At 68.7% G+C, this 20118-nt stretch carries 16 protein-coding genes and 1 riboswitch; of the genes, 5 read left to right on the plus strand and 11 right to left on the minus strand.

The features are described from left to right. Positions 1–18: 18 nt before the first annotated feature. The 6 genes from GC106_RS43565 to GC106_RS43590 form a co-directional block, all read right to left on the minus strand. Positions 19–1782, minus strand: coding sequence for an ABC-F family ATP-binding cassette domain-containing protein (locus GC106_RS43565; protein ID WP_173142071.1), 1764 nt, complete (start codon positions 1780–1782; stop codon positions 19–21). A 195-nt stretch (positions 1783–1977) separates the two neighbouring features. Beyond that, positions 1978–2943, minus strand: coding sequence for a 4-(cytidine 5'-diphospho)-2-C-methyl-D-erythritol kinase (locus GC106_RS43570; RefSeq protein WP_173142072.1), 966 nt, complete (start codon positions 2941–2943; stop codon positions 1978–1980). Between the two features lie 50 nt (positions 2944–2993). Next, complete coding sequence (locus tag GC106_RS43575) at positions 2994–3998, minus strand: methionine ABC transporter ATP-binding protein (RefSeq protein ID WP_173142073.1); 1005 nt, start codon at positions 3996–3998, stop codon at positions 2994–2996. Positions 3999–4191: 193 nt separating this feature from the next. Beyond that, positions 4192–4280, minus strand: a riboswitch (SAM riboswitch). 87 nt (positions 4281–4367) lie between these two features. Further along, a complete protein-coding gene (gene rsmA, locus GC106_RS43580; RefSeq protein WP_173142074.1) occupies positions 4368–5210 on the minus strand; it encodes a 16S rRNA (adenine(1518)-N(6)/adenine(1519)-N(6))-dimethyltransferase RsmA in 843 nt (280 codons plus the stop codon). Positions 5211–5290: 80 nt separating this feature from the next. Further along, entirely contained in the window at positions 5291–6760 is a 1470-nt protein-coding gene (locus tag GC106_RS49095; RefSeq protein WP_312873367.1) for a resuscitation-promoting factor, read from the minus strand. Between the two features lie 335 nt (positions 6761–7095). After that, on the minus strand, positions 7096–7947 hold the full coding sequence (locus GC106_RS43590) for a TatD family hydrolase (RefSeq protein WP_173142075.1): 852 nt from the start codon (positions 7945–7947) through the stop codon (positions 7096–7098). An 18-nt stretch (positions 7948–7965) separates the two neighbouring features. Here GC106_RS43590 and GC106_RS43595 point away from each other — a divergent pair, with 18 nt between their 5' ends. The 3 genes from GC106_RS43595 (at position 7966) to GC106_RS43605 (ending at position 10623) form a co-directional block, all read left to right on the plus strand. Further along, positions 7966–8568, plus strand: coding sequence for a PadR family transcriptional regulator (locus tag GC106_RS43595; RefSeq protein ID WP_173142076.1), 603 nt, complete (start codon positions 7966–7968; stop codon positions 8566–8568). A 389-nt stretch (positions 8569–8957) separates the two neighbouring features. Beyond that, complete coding sequence (locus tag GC106_RS43600) at positions 8958–9905, plus strand: ATP-binding cassette domain-containing protein (protein WP_173142077.1); 948 nt, start codon at positions 8958–8960, stop codon at positions 9903–9905. After that, entirely contained in the window at positions 9898–10623 is a 726-nt protein-coding gene (locus tag GC106_RS43605; protein WP_173142078.1) for an ABC transporter permease, read from the plus strand. Before GC106_RS43600 ends, GC106_RS43605 begins: the two co-directional genes overlap by 8 nt. 8 nt (positions 10624–10631) lie before the next feature. Here GC106_RS43605 and rsgA read toward each other — a convergent pair whose 3' ends face one another. From rsgA to rsmI, 3 genes are all read right to left on the minus strand, one after another. Further along, the gene (gene rsgA, locus GC106_RS43610; RefSeq protein ID WP_246368175.1) at positions 10632–11672 is read right to left on the minus strand and encodes a ribosome small subunit-dependent GTPase A; all 1041 of its coding nucleotides are present in this window, start codon (positions 11670–11672) and stop codon (positions 10632–10634) included. Between the two features lie 117 nt (positions 11673–11789). Beyond that, positions 11790–12776: a glycoside hydrolase family 183 protein gene (locus GC106_RS43615; protein WP_173142080.1), complete on the minus strand. Its 987-nt coding sequence runs from the start codon at positions 12774–12776 to the stop codon at positions 11790–11792. A 37-nt stretch (positions 12777–12813) separates the two neighbouring features. Next, the gene (rsmI, locus tag GC106_RS43620; RefSeq protein WP_312873368.1) at positions 12814–13647 is read right to left on the minus strand and encodes a 16S rRNA (cytidine(1402)-2'-O)-methyltransferase; all 834 of its coding nucleotides are present in this window, start codon (positions 13645–13647) and stop codon (positions 12814–12816) included. A 24-nt stretch (positions 13648–13671) separates the two neighbouring features. Between rsmI and GC106_RS43625 the strand changes: the two genes are divergently transcribed. Continuing rightward, a complete protein-coding gene (locus GC106_RS43625) occupies positions 13672–15231 on the plus strand; it encodes a dolichyl-phosphate-mannose--protein mannosyltransferase (RefSeq protein WP_376777829.1) in 1560 nt (519 codons plus the stop codon). 517 nt (positions 15232–15748) lie between these two features. Here the strand turns inward: GC106_RS43625 and GC106_RS43630 are convergent. Further along, positions 15749–16240: a hypothetical protein gene (locus tag GC106_RS43630; protein ID WP_173142082.1), complete on the minus strand. Its 492-nt coding sequence runs from the start codon at positions 16238–16240 to the stop codon at positions 15749–15751. A 735-nt stretch (positions 16241–16975) separates the two neighbouring features. Here GC106_RS43630 and GC106_RS43640 point away from each other — a divergent pair. Continuing rightward, a complete protein-coding gene (locus tag GC106_RS43640; protein ID WP_173142083.1) occupies positions 16976–17920 on the plus strand; it encodes a nuclear transport factor 2 family protein in 945 nt (314 codons plus the stop codon). On the opposite strand, the gene GC106_RS43645 is transcribed toward GC106_RS43640, so the two are convergent. Continuing rightward, positions 17917–20016 (minus strand): serine/threonine-protein kinase, encoded by a 2100-nt coding sequence (locus GC106_RS43645; RefSeq protein ID WP_173142084.1) that lies wholly within the window; start codon positions 20014–20016, stop codon positions 17917–17919. The genes GC106_RS43640 and GC106_RS43645 overlap by 4 nt on opposite strands. Positions 20017–20118 lie beyond the last annotated feature (102 nt).

The raw sequence follows: 20118 nt of genomic DNA on the forward strand, positions 1-20118 counted from the left end.
GACCAGTGACACAATCCGCTACTCGGCACTATCGGCGATCTCCAACCACCGCTCCTCGACCTCGCTCTTCTCCTTGAGCAAGTCCCTGAGCTGCGCATCCAGCTCCAGCAGCCGGTCGGGGTCGGTCGCCGCCTCGGCGAGCGCGGTGTGCAGTTCCGTCTCCCGCTTCGAGAGTTTGTCGAGCGTTCGCTCCAGGCGGGCCAGTTCCTTGCCCGCCGCCCGCTGGTCGGCGGCGCTGGACTTCGGCTTCGGCGCCTTGACCGGAGCCGCGGCGGGCGCGGTCATCGTGGCGCGGCGCGAAAGGTACTCGTCGATCCCGCCGGGCAGGTGCTTCGCGCGGCCGTCGCCAAACAGCGCGTACACCTCGTCGCAGACACGTTCGACCAGGTAACGGTCGTGCGAGACGACCACGAGCGTGCCCGGCCACGAGTCCAGCAGGTCTTCCAGCTGCTGCAACGTGTCGATGTCCAGGTCGTTCGTCGGCTCGTCGAGCAGCAGCACGTTCGGCTCGGCCATCAACAGGCGCGACAGCTGCAACCGGCGCCGCTCGCCACCGGACAGGTCCGAGACCGGCGTCCACTGCCGGTTGGCCGGGAACCCGAACTTCTCGGCCAGCTGTGACGCGGAGAGCTCCTGCTTGCCCAACGTGACCCGGCGCGCGATCTCCTCGACCGCCTCCAGCACCCGCAGCTCACCGGGAAGGTCGGCCAGTTCCTGGCTGAGGTACCCGAGCCGGACGGTCTGGCCCTGGATCCGTTTGCCGGTCTCCGGTTCGGTCTCACCGGCCAGCAGCCGCAGCAACGTCGTCTTGCCCGACCCGTTCACGCCGACGAGGCCGATCCGGTCACCCGGCCCGATCCGCCACGTCACGTGGTCGAGCAGGGTCCGGCCGGGCACGCTGAGGCTGGCGTCCTCCAGCTCGATCACGGTCTTGCCCAGCCTGCGCTTGGCGAACGCCGTCAGCTCGACGGAATCCCGGGGCGGCGGCACGTTCGCGATCAGCGCCTCGGCGGCCTCGATGCGGTAACGCGGCTTGGACGTCCGCGCCGGAGCACCCCGGCGCAGCCACGCGAGCTCCTTCGCCGCGAGATTGCGGCGCTTCTCCTCCAGCGTCTCCGCCAGCCGCGCCCGCTCGGCCCGCGCGAACACCCAGTCCGCGTAACCGCCTTCGTACTGCTCGACGCGTCCGTTCTGGACTTCCCAGGTCCGCGAGCAGACCGTGTCCAGGAACCACCGGTCGTGCGTCACGACCACAAGCGCGGTCCGCCGGGCCAGCAGGTGGTCCGCCAACCACCGCACACCCTCGATGTCCAGGTGGTTCGTCGGCTCGTCGAGGATGACCAGGTCCAGTTCCCGCACCAGCGCGGCGGCCAGTGCGACGCGGCGCCGTTCCCCGCCGGACATCCGGTCGAGCGGCGCGTCCAGGCCCAACGCCGAAATGCCGATCCCGTCGAGCACCGCACGGACCTTCGCGTCCGCGGCCCACTCGTGGTCGGCGTCGAACCCCAACGGGTCCAGCACGGCGTTGCGCACAGTCCCGCCCGGCGGCAGGTCCGTGCGCTGGGTGACCACGGCCATCCGCAGATCCCGCGCGCGGCTCACCCGCCCGCTGTCCGCAGGCTCGATGCCCGCGAGCACCTCCAGCAGCGTCGTCTTGCCGCCGCCGTTCAACCCGACGACCCCGATCCGGTCGCCCTCACCGACACCCAGCGAGACGGCGTCCAGCAACGGACGGACCCCGTAGGACTTGCTCACCGACTCCAGATTGACCAGATTGGCCATCTACCCGCGCTTCCCTCGTGACTGCATCTGACAACGAGGGTATTAGGCCCCCGCGTGTCCACCGTTCCGGCACGGTGTGTCCACCATTGCGGCACCCCGAAATTCCCCGGACAAACCGGGGTCCGGGCATGTCGGGGTGCCGGAATGTGCATTTCATGGTGCCGGAAAGGTGGACACGCGGGTGAGGGCCTGGGATCAGGCGTGCACCTCCGGCGGGGCCGGACGGGGTGATTCGTCGCCGCCGATCACACGGGCGCCCGGGACGGGGCCATGGGCGACGCGGACGGTGCGGCACACACCGGCCCCGGCGAGTTCCGCGGCCACCCGCAGCGCGGATTCGCCGTCGGCGCACAGGAAAGCGCACGTCGGGCCGGAGCCGGAGACGGTCCCGGCCAGCGCGCCCGCGTTGACGCCGGCCCGCAGCGTGCGGCGCAGGCCGGGACGCAGCGAGATCGCCGCCGACTGCAGGTCGTTGCCCAGCAGCAGCGCCAGTTGACGGGGGTCGCCGGAGGCCAGCGCCTCCAGCACGGGCTCGACCGCGCCGATCCGGGGCGGGTCGCCTTCCGCGCGCAGCCGGTCGAGCTCCTCGAAGACCTTGGGGGTGGACAGGCCACGCCGGTCGAACGCGATCACCCAGTGGAACGTGTGCCTGGTCAGCACCGGGATCAGGTTCTCACCGCGGCCGGTGCCCAGCGCCGTCCCGCCCTGCAGGACAAAAGGGACGTCACTGCCGACCTTGGCGGCCACCGTGAGCAGCTCGTCCCGGCCGATGTCCAGCCGCCACAACGCGGCCAGGCCCACCAGGGCGGCGGCCGCGTCGGCGCTGCCGCCTGCCATGCCCCCGGCCACCGGGATGCCCTTGCGGATCACCACCCGGATCTTCGGCTCGGTGTGGTCCTTGCCGACGTGTTCGGCCAGCGCCTGGACGGCCTGCCAGGCCAGGTTGCTGGGCCCGGTGGGCACCTCGTCCTGGCCTTCGCCGACCACCTCGACGCCGGGTTCGTCGGTCACCGCGACGGTGACCTCGTCCGTCAGTGACAGCGCCTGGAAAACAGTGTTGAGCTCGTGATAACCGTCCGGCCGCACGTCGCCGACGGCGAGGTGCAGGTTGACCTTCGACGGCACACGTACGGTGACAGGCGGGGGAACGACAGCGAGCACGTGTGCCAGCCTACGTGTCCTTGTACCCACCGTCGTTCGCGTGGCCTCGTTTACGCCGCCACTCCTTGCGGTCCGGTCAGCGGCTGGTGCACGATGCCGCCCCGGTCGTCGATCCACGCCAGTGCGCCGTCCGAACGCTCACCGCGCAGTCCGATCCGGAATCGGGCGACCGGGGTCTCACCAAGCCTGGTCAGGCCGCCGCCGAGCACCGACACCTGCACGCCGAACCGGGACGCGGCCTCCGGCAGCAAGGCGCCGACAGCCGCGAAACCGATCAGCACGATGTCGGCCACACGGTCCTGGCCGACCGACGGTGTGGCGTCGATGACCGGCAGAAGCTCCCGCACAGCACGGCTTTCCGGGTGACGCAGCAATTCGAACAGGTTGCCGTGCTCCAGCAGCCTGCCCGCTTCCAGCAGGGCGATGTCGTCGCAGATACGGCGGACCACGCCGGTGTCCTTGGTGGCGACCAACAACGTCACACCCAGTTCGGCGCGGGCACGGTCCAGCACGGCCAGTACGCCTGCCGCGCCGTCGGTGTCGAGGTTCGCCGTCGGGTCGTCGGCCAGCAGCAGGCCTGGCTCCCCCACGAGCGCACGAGCGACCGCGACCCGCCGTCGCTGCCCCTCGGACAGGTCGTCGGGATACGCGGCTGCCTTGTCGGTCAGGCCGATCAGGTCGAGCAACCGGCCGACCCGCGCCCTGCGCCGCGGACCGTCCACACCGGACTGCTCAAGCGGCAGCGCGATGTTGCCCGCGGCGGTGCGCTGCCGGAAAAGCTGGGACTCCCCTGTCACGAAACCGATCTGGCGCCGGGTGGCACGCAGGGTGCGGGTGTCCAGGGTCGCGGTGTTCAGACCGTCCAACCGGACCGCACCGGCGTCCGGCCGCTCCTGCAACGACACCACACGGGCCAAAGTGGACTTGCCGGAGCCCTCGGGCCCGACGACGCCGAGGGCGGCACCCGCCGCCACCTCCAGGGAAACGCCGTCGAGCGCGACGACGCTGCCTGTTCGGCTCCGGAACGACTTGCTGACATTCTCTACGGTGATCACAGTAACTCCAGCGCAGCACACGGCCCGGCCATGGTGGTGGCCGACCGACGTCCGTCAGGGACCGTCCTCATGGGACGGAGGCGATTTCGGGTGAGCGAGAGGAATCAGGCAGTGTGGCTACGACACGCGGTGACTGACCGCCTGCCCTGGTCTATCACCCGGCGCTGGGTCAACATCGTGGCGATCACGGATTCCTCCATCGCTCCTGGCGGTAGCACCTGCCCTCTCGGGTGGTTGCTGCGGCGTCGCTGAGCCAGGTCTCTCGGCCGCTCGGGATGGATGCACTTGCATTCAAACCGACAGCACGGCCGTCACGCAAGTCCTTGGCAACACATCACACCGACGGCGCAGCGCAGTTGGCCCGCACGTTCACGGATGGTGGTCGGCGGCTTTCAGAATGCGAGAAAAGTCCCCGACGGTGAGCTGTTCGCCACGTTGCCCGGGATCGACGCCCGCCGCGGTGAGGATCTCGGCGGCCTTCGACGGTGATCCCGCCCACGTCCCCAGTGCGGCCCGCAGCGTCTTGCGGCGCTGCGCGAAGGCCGCGTCGACGAGCCGGAAAAGCCGCTCCCGGTCGACGTCGGACGGCGGCGGCCGCCGGATCAGCCGGACGAGCGCCGAATCGACGTTGGGCACCGGCCAGAACACCGACCGGGACACTGTCGCGGCGCGCCTCGCCTCGGCGTACCACGCGACTTTCACGCTCGGGACGCCGTAGACCCGGCTGCCCGGACCGGCCGCCATCCGGTCGGCGACCTCGGCCTGGACCATCACCAGGCCGGACTTCAGGCTCGGCAGGATGGCCAGCAGGTGCAGCACGACCGGCACGGCCACGTTGTAGGGCAGATTGGCCACGAGCGCGGTCGGCTCGCCGATCTGCTCCTGGGTCACTCTGAGCGCGTCGGCCTGGACCACCCTGAGATCACCCTCCGGCGCGCGTTCGGCGGCCGTCTGCGGCAGTTTCCGGGCCAGCACGGGGTCGATCTCCACCGCGACCACCTCGCGGCACGCGGGCAACAGGGCGAGCGTGAGGGAACCGAGGCCGGGCCCGACCTCGAGCACGACGTCGTCCGGGCTCAACTCGGCGGCCGTGACGATCCGCCGGACCGTGTTGGGGTCGTGCACGAAGTTCTGGCCGAGCCTCTTGGTCGGCCGCACGTCCAGCTCACCGGCCAGCCGCCGAACCTCAGCGGGGCCAAGGAGCGAAGTCACCCGGAAAGCTTACGCAAGAGGCCATGAAGGCCACCTCACGGGCATCGTATGCCCGGGGTGGCCTGCACGGCGATCGGGAGTTACTTGGGCAGGCCCAGCCTGCTGGCGCAGTGCGGCCAGGAGCGGTAGCTGCCGTTGTTGGCGTCACGCAGCTTGGTCGCGATCGCGATCTGCTGCTCACGGGTGGCCAGGTGGGCGTTCGCCGCGTACTGGTGGCCGCCGTAGGCCTTCCAGGTGCTGGCGTTGAACTGCAGGCCGCCGTAGTAGCCGTTGCCGGTGTTGATGGCCCAGTTGCCGCCGGACTCGCACTGGGCGAGCCTGTCCCAGACGTCGCCGCCGGTGACCGGCGGTACGGCGGCCTTCTTGGTGCCGACCTTGACGACCTTCTTCACCGGCTCCTTGGTGATCTTCTCACCGAGCTTCTCCTTGCTGGTCTCCTTGCCGTCGACCAGCTTGACCCGCCAGGTGACGATCTTCTCGCCGGGGACACCGGGCTCGACGACCTGCGTCTTGCCCTTGTCCATGGTGTCGTCCTCGATCTGTTCCACCGGCGGCGGCACGGCCTCGGTCTTGTTGACCACGGTCACGCCGTTGCGGGTGATCTTGATCTCGGCGCCGTCGGTGATCTTCACGTCGGCGCCGACGTTCATCGAGTCCTCGGGCCCGAGCGACGTCTGCATCTCCGTGAGCAGCTCGCCGACGGTGACCGCGGTGGTCTGGATCTGCTTCGGCGCGGCGCCGCCGTCGTAGACGGTGACGTCCTTGAGGGTGCGGATGTCGACCGACATGCCCTCGCTGGGCAGCACCGAGTTCAGGTCGCCGGAGATCTTGCCGTCCAGTGGCGCGCCGACCTGGCGCAGGCCGTCGCCCAGCGTGCGGACGCCGCGGACCCAGGACTCCTTGGCCTCGCCGTCGACGTTGTACTTCAGCAGCTTGGCGCGCTGGATGGAGATCTTGCCGCCGTCGCCGATGCTGGCGTTGGGCGACGGGCTCATCGCGTCCTGCGCCCCGGTGGTGATGCCCTCGTCCTCGAGGACCTCGCCGACCGTGCTGGCGTAGGTGCGGACGTTGTGCTCGACACCGTCGACGTCGACCGTGACGGTCTTGTTCATCGCGATGGCGGCGGCACCGCCACCGGTCAGCGACAGCAGCACGGCGGCGATCGCGCCCTTGAGGAAGGTGCGCTTCCACTTCTTGACGGCGCTCAGCAGGCCGGCGGGCGCCTCGTCGCTCTGGGTCTGCGGCGCGGCCAGCGTGCGGTCGCCGGACAGGTCGTCCGGGATGTCCAGGATCGGCGGCAGCAGCGTGGTCTCGGCGTTGATCAGCCGGATCAGCTCGTCGACGTCCACGTCGACGGAGGCCATCAGCTCGTCGGCCTGCGGACCGAGCGCCGCGTAGATGTCCTGGGGTACTACCTCGATGGAGTCGGAGTACTCGGGGTACTCGTCGCGGTCCAGCGTGGCGGTGGCGGTCGACGGCTTGGCGACCGGGGTGAACCAGTCAGTGTCGACGTCAAAGCCGTCGAGTCTCTGTTGATCGCTATCAGTCACAGGGTCGTTCCTCCGGGAGGCGCAGCCGACACAGGTGGCGCGCAGTTGCTTGAACTCGTCGAGCTCCTACGGGCCTGGCTGTTCCTCCGTGTACGTCCGGCGCCCGAGGCGCGCCTTGTCGTTCAGTCCGACTCCCTTAGCCACCACCGACGCTTTCCGGGAAAGTCCCGGCCCCGACGCACGCTGGCTCTGACTGCGGGTTGCACCCGGCTTGACGCCCACCGGGTACGGTCACGGGACCGTAACGGGTCCGGCGAGGTTGCGCAAACACCCCGAGACATCTTGTGAGTCGCACCACAGCTCGAAAGACGCATCCGTTAGGCCGATCAGGTGGTTCAACCACCGCCCGAATCGTGGGATGTCACGGAGGGGAGCCGGAAGACCCGGTCCGCCGTGTCCCGGACGGCCGCGGCGACGTCACCCACATCCTCACCGCGGAGTTCGGCCAGGTCGCGAAGGGTGTAGGCGGCGCAGTACGGCTCGTTCGGACGGCCGCGGAACGGGTGCGGGGTAAGGAAGGGCGCGTCCGTCTCGACCAGCATCTGATCAAGGGGAACGAGCTGCGCGGCGGCCCTGAGCTCCTTCGCGTTGCGGAAGGTGACCGATCCCGCGAACGACAGCACATAGCCCGCGTCGACGCACTTCCGAGCGAACTCGGCATCCCCGGAGAAACAGTGGAAGATCACACGTTCGGGCGCGCCTTCCTCATGCAGGATGCGCATGATGTCGTCGTGCGCGTCCCGGTCGTGGATCATCAGCGGCTTGCCGACGCGCTTGGCCAGATCGATGTGCCACCGGAAGGCCTCGTGCTGCGCTTCGGGCGGCGAGTAGTCCCAGTAGTAGTCAAGCCCGGTCTCCCCGATCGCGACCACACGCGGCCGCAGGGCGAGCTCCTCCAGAACCGCCTTGTCCTCATCGGTGAACTTGGCGGTGCGCGTCGGATGCACGGCCGTCGCGGCGAACACGCGGTCGTCCCACTCGGAGGCGTCCGCGGCCCAGACGGCGGCGGCGAGATCGTCGGCGACCGTGATGACACGCCCGATCCCGACCGACTCGGCCCGATCAACCACTGTGGACACGCCGGCCGCGTCCTTGGCGCCGCAGGCGTCCAGATGCGTGTGCGCGTCGACCGTGGGCACCGGCAACGGCTCGGGCAGCGGCGGCCGCTCACCTTTTCGTGGGGTCACTGGACATAGCCTAATGACGTGTCAGCGACGCGATTGCTAGTCCTCGGTGCGGTCCGGACGCGCGGTGAGGCGCACGGCTACCAGGTGCGCCAGGACCTGTTGCTGTGGGCGGCCGACCAGTGGGCGAACGTCAAACCCGGCTCGATCTACCACGCGCTGAAAAAACTGGCGGCCGACCACCTCCTCGAAGAGGTCACGACCCAGGAGAGCGAACTGGGCCCCGACCGCGTGGTCTACCGGATCACCCAGCAAGGCGAAGGAGAGTTCTTCTTCCTGCTCAACAAGGCCCTGAGCGACCCGGAAACCGGCCCCGCGATGTTCAACGCGGCACTGCCGTTCATCACCACGCTCGACCGCGGAAACCTGATCTTCCTGCTGAAGAGCCGCATCCAGCACACCAAGGCAGGAGCCGACAGCACCCGGCTGCTGATCGACAACACCGTGGCCCCGGAGAACGGCCAGCCGGGCAAACCGCCGCACGTCCGGGAGATGTTCACGTACTGGCTCGTCACGATCCAGGCGGAAGTGCGCTGGCTGGAAGACCTCGTGGCGCGGCTCGAAGCAGGCGAGTACGTGTTCGCCGACGACAGCCCCGCCGCCTTCGGCAACCCCCCGCACTGAGTCCGCACGCGCCGAAATCGCCTGCGAACACGCCAAAAGCGGCACCTCAAGCCGCCCCAGGTCGTGCCTCAAGCGGTCCCAGTTCACGCCGAATCAAGCCGCCCCAGGTCGTGCCGGGGCCAGGGTCCGCATCCAGCCATCGACGCCCACCCCAGACATGCCCGCGCCCCCAAACATGCCCCCACCACTCCCGGGGGGGCGACCCCGGACCCATTCTACCGCTGATAATGCCTGGTCAAAGGGGTTACCGGCGGGTTGTGGACAAGGCGAGCCGCGAACGGAACATCCGCACGACCATCACCCGTCCGGAAGCTAGTCAAGTTTGACTAGCGCTCGAACGCCTGACACACTCCGGCTAGTCAAACTTGACTAGCCAAGGGAGGATTCCCGTGATCAAGGCACGCGGTCTCGCGCGCCGATTCCGGACGCGCGGCCACACGGTCGATGCCGTCCAGGGCGTGGACATCGATGTCGCGCCCGGTGAGCTCGTCGGCTTCCTGGGCCCCAACGGCGCAGGCAAGAGCACGACCCTGCGAATGCTCACCACTCTTCTCACGCCCACCGCGGGCGAGGCCATCGTGGCCGGGTGCGATCTGCTGACCGACCCGGCCGGTGTGCGCAAGCGGATCGGGTATGTGGCGCAAGGCCACGGTTCCGGCGAGAGCCAGAAAGTCGTCGAGGAAGCCGAACTGCAGGGCCGGTTCTACGGCCTGTCCGCCGCCGAGGCGAAACGCCGGACCGCCGAACTGTTCCAGCGCCTCGAACTGACGGAGTTGGCGGACCGGACGGCAGGTGCGTTGTCCGGTGGGCAGAAGCGCCGCCTCGACATCACGATGGGGGTCCTGCACAAGCCTGAACTGCTTTTCCTCGACGAGCCGTCCGCCGGTCTCGATCCGCAGAGCCGCAGCAACCTGTGGGACCACATCCGCGCGCTGCACCGGGATGGCACCACGATCTTCCTGACCACTCACTACCTGGACGAGGCCGACGCGCTGTGCGACCGGATCCTGGTCATCGACCACGGCAGGATCGTCGCCGAGGGCAGCCCGGACGGGCTCAAGAGCCAGGTCGCGGGCGACCTTGTGCGGTTCGAGACGGACATGCCGTCGGTCGCCGCCGAGATCGCGGGGAAAGTCGAAGGCGCACAAGAGCTTCACGTGGACGGCAACACTGTGCGGTTCCGCGTTCCCAGGGGTGACACGGAACTGCCCGCACTGCTTCGCGCACTCGACCAGGCGGACGTGGCGCTGATGTCGGTCCAGGTGCAGCGGCCGACGCTGGACGACGTCTTCCTGACGATGACCGGCCGCTCACTTCGGGAGGACGCGCATGCGTGACATCTGGCTGGTCTTCCTGCGCTGCGTACGGCCGACGTTGCGCAGCCCGTTCGTCATCGTCTTCGGCGTGACACAGCCGCTGCTGTTCCTCGTCCTTTTCGGACCGCTGCTCGGCGGCTCCGGCTCGTGGCAGTGGTTCGTCCCCGGCCTGATCATCCAAATGGGACTGTTCTCCACCGCGTACGCCGGTTTCACCCTGATCCCGGAAATCCGCTCCGGCGCGCTGGAACGGATGCGGGTCACGCCGGTCAGCCGGGTCGCGCTGTTGCTCGGTCGTGTTCTGCACGACGTCGTCCTGCTGGTCCTGCAGTGCGCGCTGCTGCTGGGTCTGTCGACGATCTTCGGCTTCCGCGCGTCGATCGGCCACGTCCTGGCCGGGCTGGTGTTCGCGGTGCTGATGGGCGTCTCGATCGGCTCGGCCTCGTACACCTTGGCGCTGAAGCTCAAGCACGAGTACCTGTTCGCGCCCGTGCTCAGCTCGACCGTCATGCCTTTGCTGCTGTTGTCCGGCGTGCTGCTGCCGATGGACCAAGGACCGGACTGGTTGTACACACTGTCGCGGATCAACCCGTTCAGCCACATCGCGGACGGCATCCGCGCGGTGATCGCCGGGAACTTCGGTACCAGTTCGGTGCTGGTAGGCGGCATCGTGGCCGTGGTGCTCGCCGTGGTGGCGTTGGCGTGGGGAACACGTTCGTTCCGCCGCGCCAACGCCTGACCACACTGTCAGGGCCGGTTTCGGCCGGCCCTGCGCATCTCCTTGTGGATCACCTTCCACCGGCGGCCGCGCTCGGCGCGCAGGCGTGCGTCCGTGCGGCTGGCGATCCACTCGGCTTCCCGGTTGAGCTTGAACCAGCTGTCCAGCCTGCGTTGTGGCAGCTCGCCGGCCTCGATCGCCTCAAGCACCGCACATCCGGGCTCACCGGTGTGCGCGCAGTCGTCGAAGCGGCAGTTCTCCGCGAGCTCCTCGATGTCGGTGAACACCGACTCCAGGCCCTCACCGCCGCTGGCCAGCGAGACCCGGCGGAGGCCAGGCGTGTCGATGATCAGCCCGCCGCGCGGCAGGACGAGCAGTTCCCGGTGCACGGTCGTGTGCCTGCCGCGACCGTCGGACGCACGAACCTGTTGCGTCTCCATCACGTCCGTCCCGGCCAACGCGTTGACCAAAGTGGACTTGCCGGCACCGGACGGCCCGACGAGGACAGCAGTGCGGCCGACGCCCAGATAGGAGGCGACGATGTCGACGCCGTCACCGGTCATCGAGCAGACCGCGTGCACGTCGACGCCTGGTGTCGCACCCATCACGTCGGAAATGATCTCGCCGATGCGTTCGCCGACGAGGTCCGATTTGGTCAGCAGCACGACCGGCGTCGCACCGCTTTCCCAAGCCAGCGCGAGCAATCGCTCGATCCGGCCCAGGTTCGGGTCGTCCCTGCGGCCTTCCAGCGAGGACGGCTCGACGACAAAAACAACGTCCACATTGGAGGCCAAGGTCTGACTGAGCGAGTCTTCGGCCACGCCGCCGCGCACCAAGGCCGTGCGGCGCGGCAGCACCGTGACGATGGTGCCGTCGTGCACCGCCACCCAGTCGCCGACACACGGCAACGTGATGCGTGACGAGTACTCGATGTGCTGCTCTTGGCCATCGACGATGACCACCGCGCCACTGGAGTGGACACGGGCGATCTTGCCGGGGACCGATCCGGCGGGCAGTTCGGCGGCGAAAGTGTCGTCCCAGCCGAGCGTGGTCAGGTCAAGCGAGGTCAACGTGGGTGAACCCTTCGAGAGAGGAAGCGGGGTACAGGCGTGCGGCATCGACAAAGACAGCCATGCCCAGTCACCTCCCCTTCTCTCGAAGTCAGCGCCACCTTAGAGGAGGTCGCGCTACGGCGCATCCGATTTAAGTCGCGTCCGCATCAGCTTGACGTTGTACGGGCCCCACTGCGACAACGTGAAGTAGATGTCCTCGCCGTCGTTGGCCCATGGATGGAGGTAACCGCCGTAGGGCGCCGGGTAGTCCTTGGCGTCCACCACGACCTGGCCTTCGGCCCACGGCCCGGTCAGTCGCGGCGCCCACCGCAGCACGATCGCGGCCCGCTCCTCGTCCAGGTGCAACGCGATCCATTGGCCGAAGTGCGTGTTGTACTCCACCGACAGCTCGCCGACCGGACCGCTCATCACCGGGGTCGCCCGGAACGGGTCCGGCACCCACTCCCCGTCCGCGAAGTAGCGGTACGAGGACGGGCTCAGCACGTCATAACGGCCGCATCTGCCCAGGTAGGCAGGGCCGAACCGGCCGTTTGTCGTACCCATGAGATAGACATGGTTCTGGTCGGCAGCGAAGGCACAGATCTGAAAGGGGTGATCGCCTTTGGGTGAGTTAGGCCAGCGTGCGCCTGGCGGCTTGGTCCAGGTGTCACCCCCGTCGACGGACACCGCGATCCCCGCGTAGTTCGTGTCCCACCTGCCTGCGGGTCCCCACTTCCGCACGGACATGTAGTGCAGATAGTTGTAGCCGCCGACGGCGATACCGGAGTTCGGGATGACGGTGTTCTCGTCCACGTCACGGTCCCGCTCCAGGATCTGCGCCGCCATGCCGTCACGCCTCGGCACAACTGAATCCAGCCGCAGCCCGGTCGCCAGGTCCCGGTTGCCGGCGAACGCGAGGACGTTGCACCGCCAGTCGGAGCCTTCCGGCGGTCCGGCACCGTGCCCGCCCCATCCGACGCCGTAGGTGTCCCCGAACGCGACGAGCAGCCGCCCCTGCCCGTTGTCCCAGAGGATGCCCAAGTCGGTGGCATGGATGCCGAACCTGCGCGTGACGGCGCCGGTGACCGGCCCGACCTCCTCCGTCGCCAGCACATGAACCATGCAGCCAAGTTACGGGCGACGGCGCCGGTGTGCAGCGTCAGAGGCTGGCGTCGTACAGGACCTTCTTGCTCACGCCGGCGGACTCGGCGATCTCGGCGACCACGGTCTTCAGGCGCTCGCCTTGGTCCACCCGCGCCCGCACCTGCGCGACCAGGGACGGGATGTCGGTGGCCGCGGGCAGGGCGGGGCCGACGACGACGGTGATTTCGCCACGGACGCCGTCGGCTGCCCACTCGGCGAGTTCGGCCAGCCCGCCGCGGCGGACCTCCTCGTAGGTCTTGGTCAGCTCACGGCACACGGCCGCCGGGCGCTCGCCGCCGAGCATCTCGGCGGCCTGGGCCAGGGTTTCGGCCAGGCGGTGCGGTGACTCGAAGAAGACCGCCGTGCGGCGTTCGCCGACGAGCTCGCCGAGCCAGCGGCCGCGTTCGCCCGTCTTGCGGGGTGCGAAGCCCTCGAACGTGAACCGGTCGCAGGGCAGGCCGGACACGGCCAACGCCGTGGTCACCGCGGACGGGCCGGGCAGGCACGTCACCGGCAGGTCCTCGGCGATGCACGCGGTCACCAGCCGGTAGCCCGGGTCCGAGACGCTCGGCATGCCCGCGTCCGTGACGAGCAGCACGGTCGAGCCGTCCCGCATCGCCTCGATCAGGCCGGGGATCCGGCCGGTCTCGACCGCGTCGTAGAAGCTGACGACCCGGCCGGACGGCGACACGCCGAGGGCGGTGGCGAGCGCTCGCAACCGCCGGGTGTCCTCGGCGGCGATGACGTCTGCCCCGGCCAGGGCCTCGATCAGGCGTGGTGAGGCGTCCCGCGAGTCACCGAGCGGGGTGGCCGCGAGCACCAGTCGGCCGGAACCGGATACGGGGTTCACATCGCTCACCCTACGATCGGGCGCGTGACTGCCCTCGTGACCGGGTCCGACCGCCGGTCGGACGACCATGCGGAGGAGGAGGTTCCCCGGACGACAACTCCGGGTGCCGACCCGGCCGAGACCCTGCTCGGCAGGCCGATGCCGACCGACCGGCTGCGCGGCTGGGTGGTCGCGATCGTGCTGGCCGTCATCGGCGGGATCGTCCGGCTGCAGAACCTCGGCTTCCCGACACACAACGGCACCCCGGTCTTCGACGAGAAGCACTACACACCCCAGGCGTGGCAGATGCTGCGCAACGGCTGGTACGAGGACAACCCCGGCTACGAGCTGACCGTCCACCCGCCGCTGGCCAAGCAGTTGATCGCGGTCGGCGAGTGGATCTTCGGCTACAACGGCTGGGGCTGGCGGTTCTCCGCGGCCGTGCTCGGCACACTGATGGTGCTGCTGATCGTGCGGATCGCCCGCCGGCTGACCCGCTCAACCCTGCTCGGCGCGGTCGCCGGAATCCTGCTGATCTGCGACGGCGTGCTGCACCTGATGAGCCGCACCGGCATGCTCGACATCTTCATCGCCTTCTTCGTGCTCGCCGCGTTCGGCTGCGTCCTGCTCGACCGCGACCAGATGCGCCAACGCCTGGCCATCAGCCTGCGTGAAGGCTGGGTCAACGACTCCATCTACGGCCCCCGCCTGGGATTCCGTTGGTGGCGGTTCGCCGCCGGGATCAACCTCGGCCTGGCCTGCGCCTGCAAATGGGGCGGGCTGTACTGGGTCGCCGCGTTCGGGCTGCTGACCGTGATCTGGGACGCCACCGCCCGCCGATCCGCCGGCGTCGCCCACCCCTGGATCGGCGCCATCCGGCGCGACCTGCTGCCCGGCCTCTGGGCCCTGCTACTGGTCCCGATCCTGGTCTACCTGGCCACCTGGTGGGCCTGGTTCGCCAGCGAAACCGCCATCGACCGCCACCTGGTCACCACCTGGTGGGGTCCTTTCGGCCCCGCGTTGCGCTCGTTGTTCGAATACTCCGGCAACGTCCTGAACTTCCACGAATCGCTCGTGACCAAGCCCAACGAGCCGCATCCATGGGAATCCAAACCCTGGACATGGCCGATGGGCCTGCGCCCCATGCTCTACTACTGGGACAACACGACCACCGGCTGCGGCGAATCCCAGTGTGTCAGCGCGACCATGCTGATCGGCACGCCCGCGATGTGGTGGCTGGCGTTCCCCATGCTGGCGTGGGGCCTGTGGCGGATGATCGGCAGGCTCGACTGGCGCTACACCGCCGTGATCGTGGCCTACCTCGCCGGCCTGCTGCCCTGGTTTCTCAACCTCGACCGGCAGATGTACTTCTTCTACATGACACCGGTCTCGGCCTTCCTGATCCTCGGCCTGGTCCTGCCACTCGGTCAGATCCTCGGCAGGGCCAAGGACGGCTACGAACGAAGAGGCACCGGCCTGCTGGTCGTGGCCATCTACGTCGGCCTGGTGGTGGCCAACTTCATCTGGCTGTGGCCGATCCTCAACGGCGACTCGATCACCAACGCCCGCTGGCAGGCCGAACTCTGGCTGCCATCCTGGCGCTGACCTGTCCGCACGCGGCGGATTCGCGAACGGTTCCGTTCGCGAAACTGGTTGTCCACAACCGGCCAGTAACCCTTCTACCAGGCATTACCCGCCGATAGACTGGGCTCGGGGTCGCCCCCCGGGAGTGGTGGGGGCTGCCTGGGCGCTGTGGTGATGGATTCCTGGCGAACGGATACCGCACTAGGCGCTGTCGCGTGAGTGACCTGCAGGACAGCGCCTAGGCCGTGTTTCAAATGCCCGATCGCGATAGCCGGGCCGGATGCGGCCCCTGACGCCACCGCGGGACCGCCCAAAGACAACCAGTATTCGCGGCGATCCCGCGGCGACGCCAGGAACCGCCCCACCGAGCCGATTCCGGCCTCCGGCCGGGGCAGACTCTCATCGACCGGGACATTCGAAACACGACCTAGTAGCGTCACTCTGATCGAGCGGCGGGCGAGTCGCCAACGCGATCCGTCAGATGGATCCTGGTTCAGTGCGGAGCGAGACGAATCAGTACCAGGTCAGGACCTGGATGCTAACCCAGAATGCATCCGTTGGACAGCCTGTCCAGATAGGACTGGCTGATAGTGGTGATTTCCGACCAGTCGAAGTTCCAGCGGTTGAACGCAGCTTCACTTGCGATGTAGTGCTTTCTGCCTCCTTCCGGCCTGACGAGATATACGTGCGCGCTGGCGCCCTTGGCAAGGAATGCGCCTTGCAGACCTGCCCCTTCGCGAATGGAATCCACGTCCGACATCAGTACGATGCCGCTCCAGTCCCGGAAAAGGCCGTTGTACGTGGCCTCGTTGGGGATGTTCGCGCGCTGTCCACACAAGACCAACCAGACCTTGGGGTCTCCGGCTTCCTTGATGCGCTTCCCGTCGTAGGAGGCCAACGAGCCGACTGAGCCAGTCGGATCTGCGCTGGCCGGGGACGCCATGCCCTGCGGGCCTGTGGCCAGCGCGGCGACGCCCGACAGGACCAGGACCAGCATGCCCGCACGAATACGCCGTGCGAAGGTAACCATGTTCCCTCCGTCATTTCGCAGTAGAGTTGATTCCCCTTGCTTCGCCTCAACGCCACGGTCACCCGTACCGCTGTGCGCTCTTCCAACCTTGACGGTGTCCAGGGGGGACCGGTCCCGGCCGGGCGACAACCTCAAGGAAGTCACAGGTGGCGCCGTCGTATTCGCAGACCCATCCTCGGCGGGCGGACAGCACGTAGACATCGGGCCCGACGGTGCCCGAGCTTGTGCCAGCCCCTGTTATGTGCTCGGTGATGTAGCGCGCCCTTGCTGGCGGCAGTGCGGATGGCGTCGACCGCGTCGGCGTTGAAAGCGATCAGGTTTCGTCCGGCGTTCGGGTGCCTGTCCGTTGGCGCCGGCAGGCGGCCGGTGCTGATCGGCGGGGCATCGCGTTGTGCGTGCTCGCGATCCCGGCCTACCTGCTGATGCGCACGGGCGTGGGCGGCACGTGGGTCGGCGGACTCGCGCCCGGTGTGGTGCTTTCGGCGATCCTGGGCACCTACGCGGTGTGGTCCGCCGAAATCTTCTCGACCCGGACCCGCCAGGGTGGTGATGGTGGCGGCCGTGGTCGGCCTGGTCGCCACCTTCTCGCTGCGGAAGACCGCGGGCACCTCGCTGCTGCGGGCCGAGGACATTCCCGGCGATCTCTTACCTCCGATGTAATCGACGGGATGACCGATCGTTGCGAGGCTTTCGCCCGACGGGCAGGACCACTGCCCCGACAGCTGGGAGAGCACCTTGCGCGCATGGGTCAGTGCGTTCGCCGCGACCGCCGCACTCGCCGTTCTGGCGACGCCCGCCGTGGCGTCGAGCCGGTTCGAGGAACTGCCCGAGAACGTCCGCACGTTCATGACCGCGTACACGGCCTGGGGCGACAACCCGCGGGACGTGGACGCGTACCTGGATCTGTTCGTTTCGGACGGTTCGGCCCGGTTGTGGGACAGCGGGCTGGCGAAGCCGATCGACACGACGGCGGGCATCCGCGCGCAGATCGAAGGGGTCAACCGGCTGGTGCCGGATTACCGGTTCGTGCCGGAGAGAGCCACGGCGAGCCCGGACGGCAAGGTCGCCTTCGTCGAAGCGACCAACACCGGGACCATCAACGGGACACCGGTCGCCTTCCGGACCATGCACCGCCTGGTCTTCGGCGATCCGGAGACGACCAGGGTGCAGGACGGCAGGCGTTCCTGGGACCAGGTGAACCTGTTCGCCCCGGTGGCCGACGCGCAGCACCCGCTGCCGAACCTCTTCGAGGGGATCACCTCGACGCCGGTGGACTCGCTGCCCGGCGTCGATCTGCCCCTGTACCTCCGGGAAAAGCTCTGGCGGCACGAGCAGAGCGATGCGTTGGTGGCCGGTCGCCCGGGCACGGCGAGCCTGAGTGGCCCGGGTCTCGGGACGCCGCTCACCGGCCGGAAAGCGGTGACGGCGTACCTGGACCGGTTCTTCGGCGCGGTGAGTGACCTGCGCCTGGAGCCCGGGATCACTGTGCGGTCCGGTGGCACGACCTACCAGGAATGGCTTGGCACTACCACCGCTCACGGCGGCGGTGACGCCAGGCCGGTCCCGTTCTCCATGGTCGAGCGCATCGAACCGCAGCGGTGGTCGCTGCACTTCGACACGCTGGACCTGGTCGCCTCCCGGGAGACGGTCGCGGTACTCCGCCAGCGGATCTTCGGCTAGGTGCCGAAGCGGCGGGTGGGGTTGTGGCCCTTCTGCGTCGGGCGCGTGCGTTCTGGGTCGGGTGGCTGCGGTTGCTGGCCCACGGGCGGGCGCGGCGGGTTGGTCGACTCGGTGCGCTCCGGGTCGAACGACGTGCTCTCCGGGCCTGTCACCTTTGTCTCGTCGCCGGTTGCCGGCGCCGTGACCTTCGTGCGGTCGAGTGCGGCGATGTCGTCGCGTTTGACGACCTTCGTGACCGGGCCGTCCTCGGCGTGGCCGCCCTTGCTGAGCCAGCCGCCGGTCTGCCGGATCACGGTGTCCAGCGTGGGCCTGCCTGCGGGGTCGGGCCCCAGCGCCGCGGTGAGCAACCGCAGGTGCACGCTGTTGGTCGGCAGGTGCGTGATGCGCTCCGCCTTCGCGGCGGCCATCAACGCGGCCATCGGGTTGTCGCGGGTGCCGCGAGGCGGTTCGCCGGTCAGCGCGTACGAGACCGTGGCGGCGAGCTGCCATGCGTCGGAGGCAGGCGTGGCGGGTGCCCCGGCCGCGGTCTCCGGGGCGAGGAAGTCCGGGGTGCCGACCATCATCCCGGTCTTGGTCAGCGTCGAGTCGCCCTTCGACCGGGCGATGCCGAAGTCGATCAGGTGTGGCATGCCGGACGGGTCGATCATGACGTTCGACGGCTTGATGTCCCGGTGCAGCACGCCCTTCGCGTGCGCCGCGGACAGTGCGCCCGCCATCGTCACCCACAGGCGGGCCGCGGCGAGGTCGTCGAGCTTGCCCATGTCGTGCACGGCGTCGGCGAGCGGTTTGCCCTCGATGTACTCCATCACGATGCCGAGGCCGTCCTCGTCCTCGACGATGTCGTAGACGCGCACGCAGTTCGGGTGGCGCACGGCGGCGAGCGCCCGTGCTTCACGCAGCATGCGCTGCTCGGTCTCGGCGTCCGGCGCGTGGGCGATCTTCACCGCGACCGTGCGGTCGAGCTGGGTGTCCATCGCCAGCCACACCGTGCCGAAGCCGCCGTGGCCGAGCGCCTTGATCTTCTGGAACCGGCCGCCGCTGCGCGTCCACATGCTGCTCGCGCCGGTCATCGCCCTCGTGGGCGGCTTGGGTGCGCCCGACGGCGGCGGGCCGCCGAGCGGGAACGGCATCGGGCCGGGTGTGTCGGCGAGCTTCCCGGGCTCCTGACGTCCGCTCAGCAACTCCTGACCGGGCGCCTGGCCCGACAACAGCGCGGGCGGCATGCCATCCGGCCGGTACGGCGGAGGCGGCGGCTCAGGCACGTACGGCGGCGGCTTCTGCTGGCTCATCTGCTGCGCCGGGTGCTGCTGGGACGGTTGCCGTGGCGGGACCTGCTGCTGGTTCTGGGCCGACATCTGCTGCTGTTGGGCCGACATCTGCTGCTGGGCCGGTGCGGGCGGCTGTTTCTCCTGCACCGAACGGTTGATCGTGGCCCAGCTCGGCGCGCCGATCACCAGGATCGGGATCAGGCCGAGCACGGTGGCCGGCACCATGCCGATCCACAGCAGGAACGCGACGTTGGCCTCGATCGACACGCTGAACACCCCGAACGCGACGAACGACAGCCAGATCAGCCGGCCGGGCCACGTCGGGCCACGCCGGAACGCCGCACGCGCCTGCAGGATCACGAACAACGCGCAGACCGCGGGCAGCACCACGAGTTTGGCGATGTTCAGCACGAAGTCGACACCGTCGCCGGGCCTGGTCAGCACGTCGTAGACGATCGGGCCCCTGCCGAGGAACTCGGCCTGCGTGCCGATGATCGCGTGCGACTCCTGGGTGAAGGACGGCCCGAAGCCGATCCCGAACGTGGAACCGTCGCCGGTCGCGGCCGCGCGGAAGATCGTGGAGATCCCGTTGGCCATCAGCCACGGCAGCAGGCACGCGAGCACGAAGCCGATCACCGCGAAGACGCTGATCGTGACCGAGTTGTAAGCGTTGCCGGTGCCTTTGCGGATCAGCGCGACGCTGAACGAGGCGAGGATCGGGAAGAAGGCGATCAGGAACCCGGCCGCCATGGTCGCCCACACCCAGTCGCCTGGCCAGAACCCAGGTCCAAAGACGGTATGCGCGAACGACAACAAGTCAGCTGCCATTCGTACGAACCCGTCCACGGTTTCCCTCCTCGTGCTTACTCACCCGATGTGAGCACTAACCCACCATATGTCCAGCGGCACTGGAGCGGTTAGGCAACCGTG

Source organism: Kibdelosporangium persicum (assembly GCF_013280595.1).
Lineage (GTDB): Bacteria > Actinomycetota > Actinomycetes > Mycobacteriales > Pseudonocardiaceae > Kibdelosporangium > Kibdelosporangium persicum.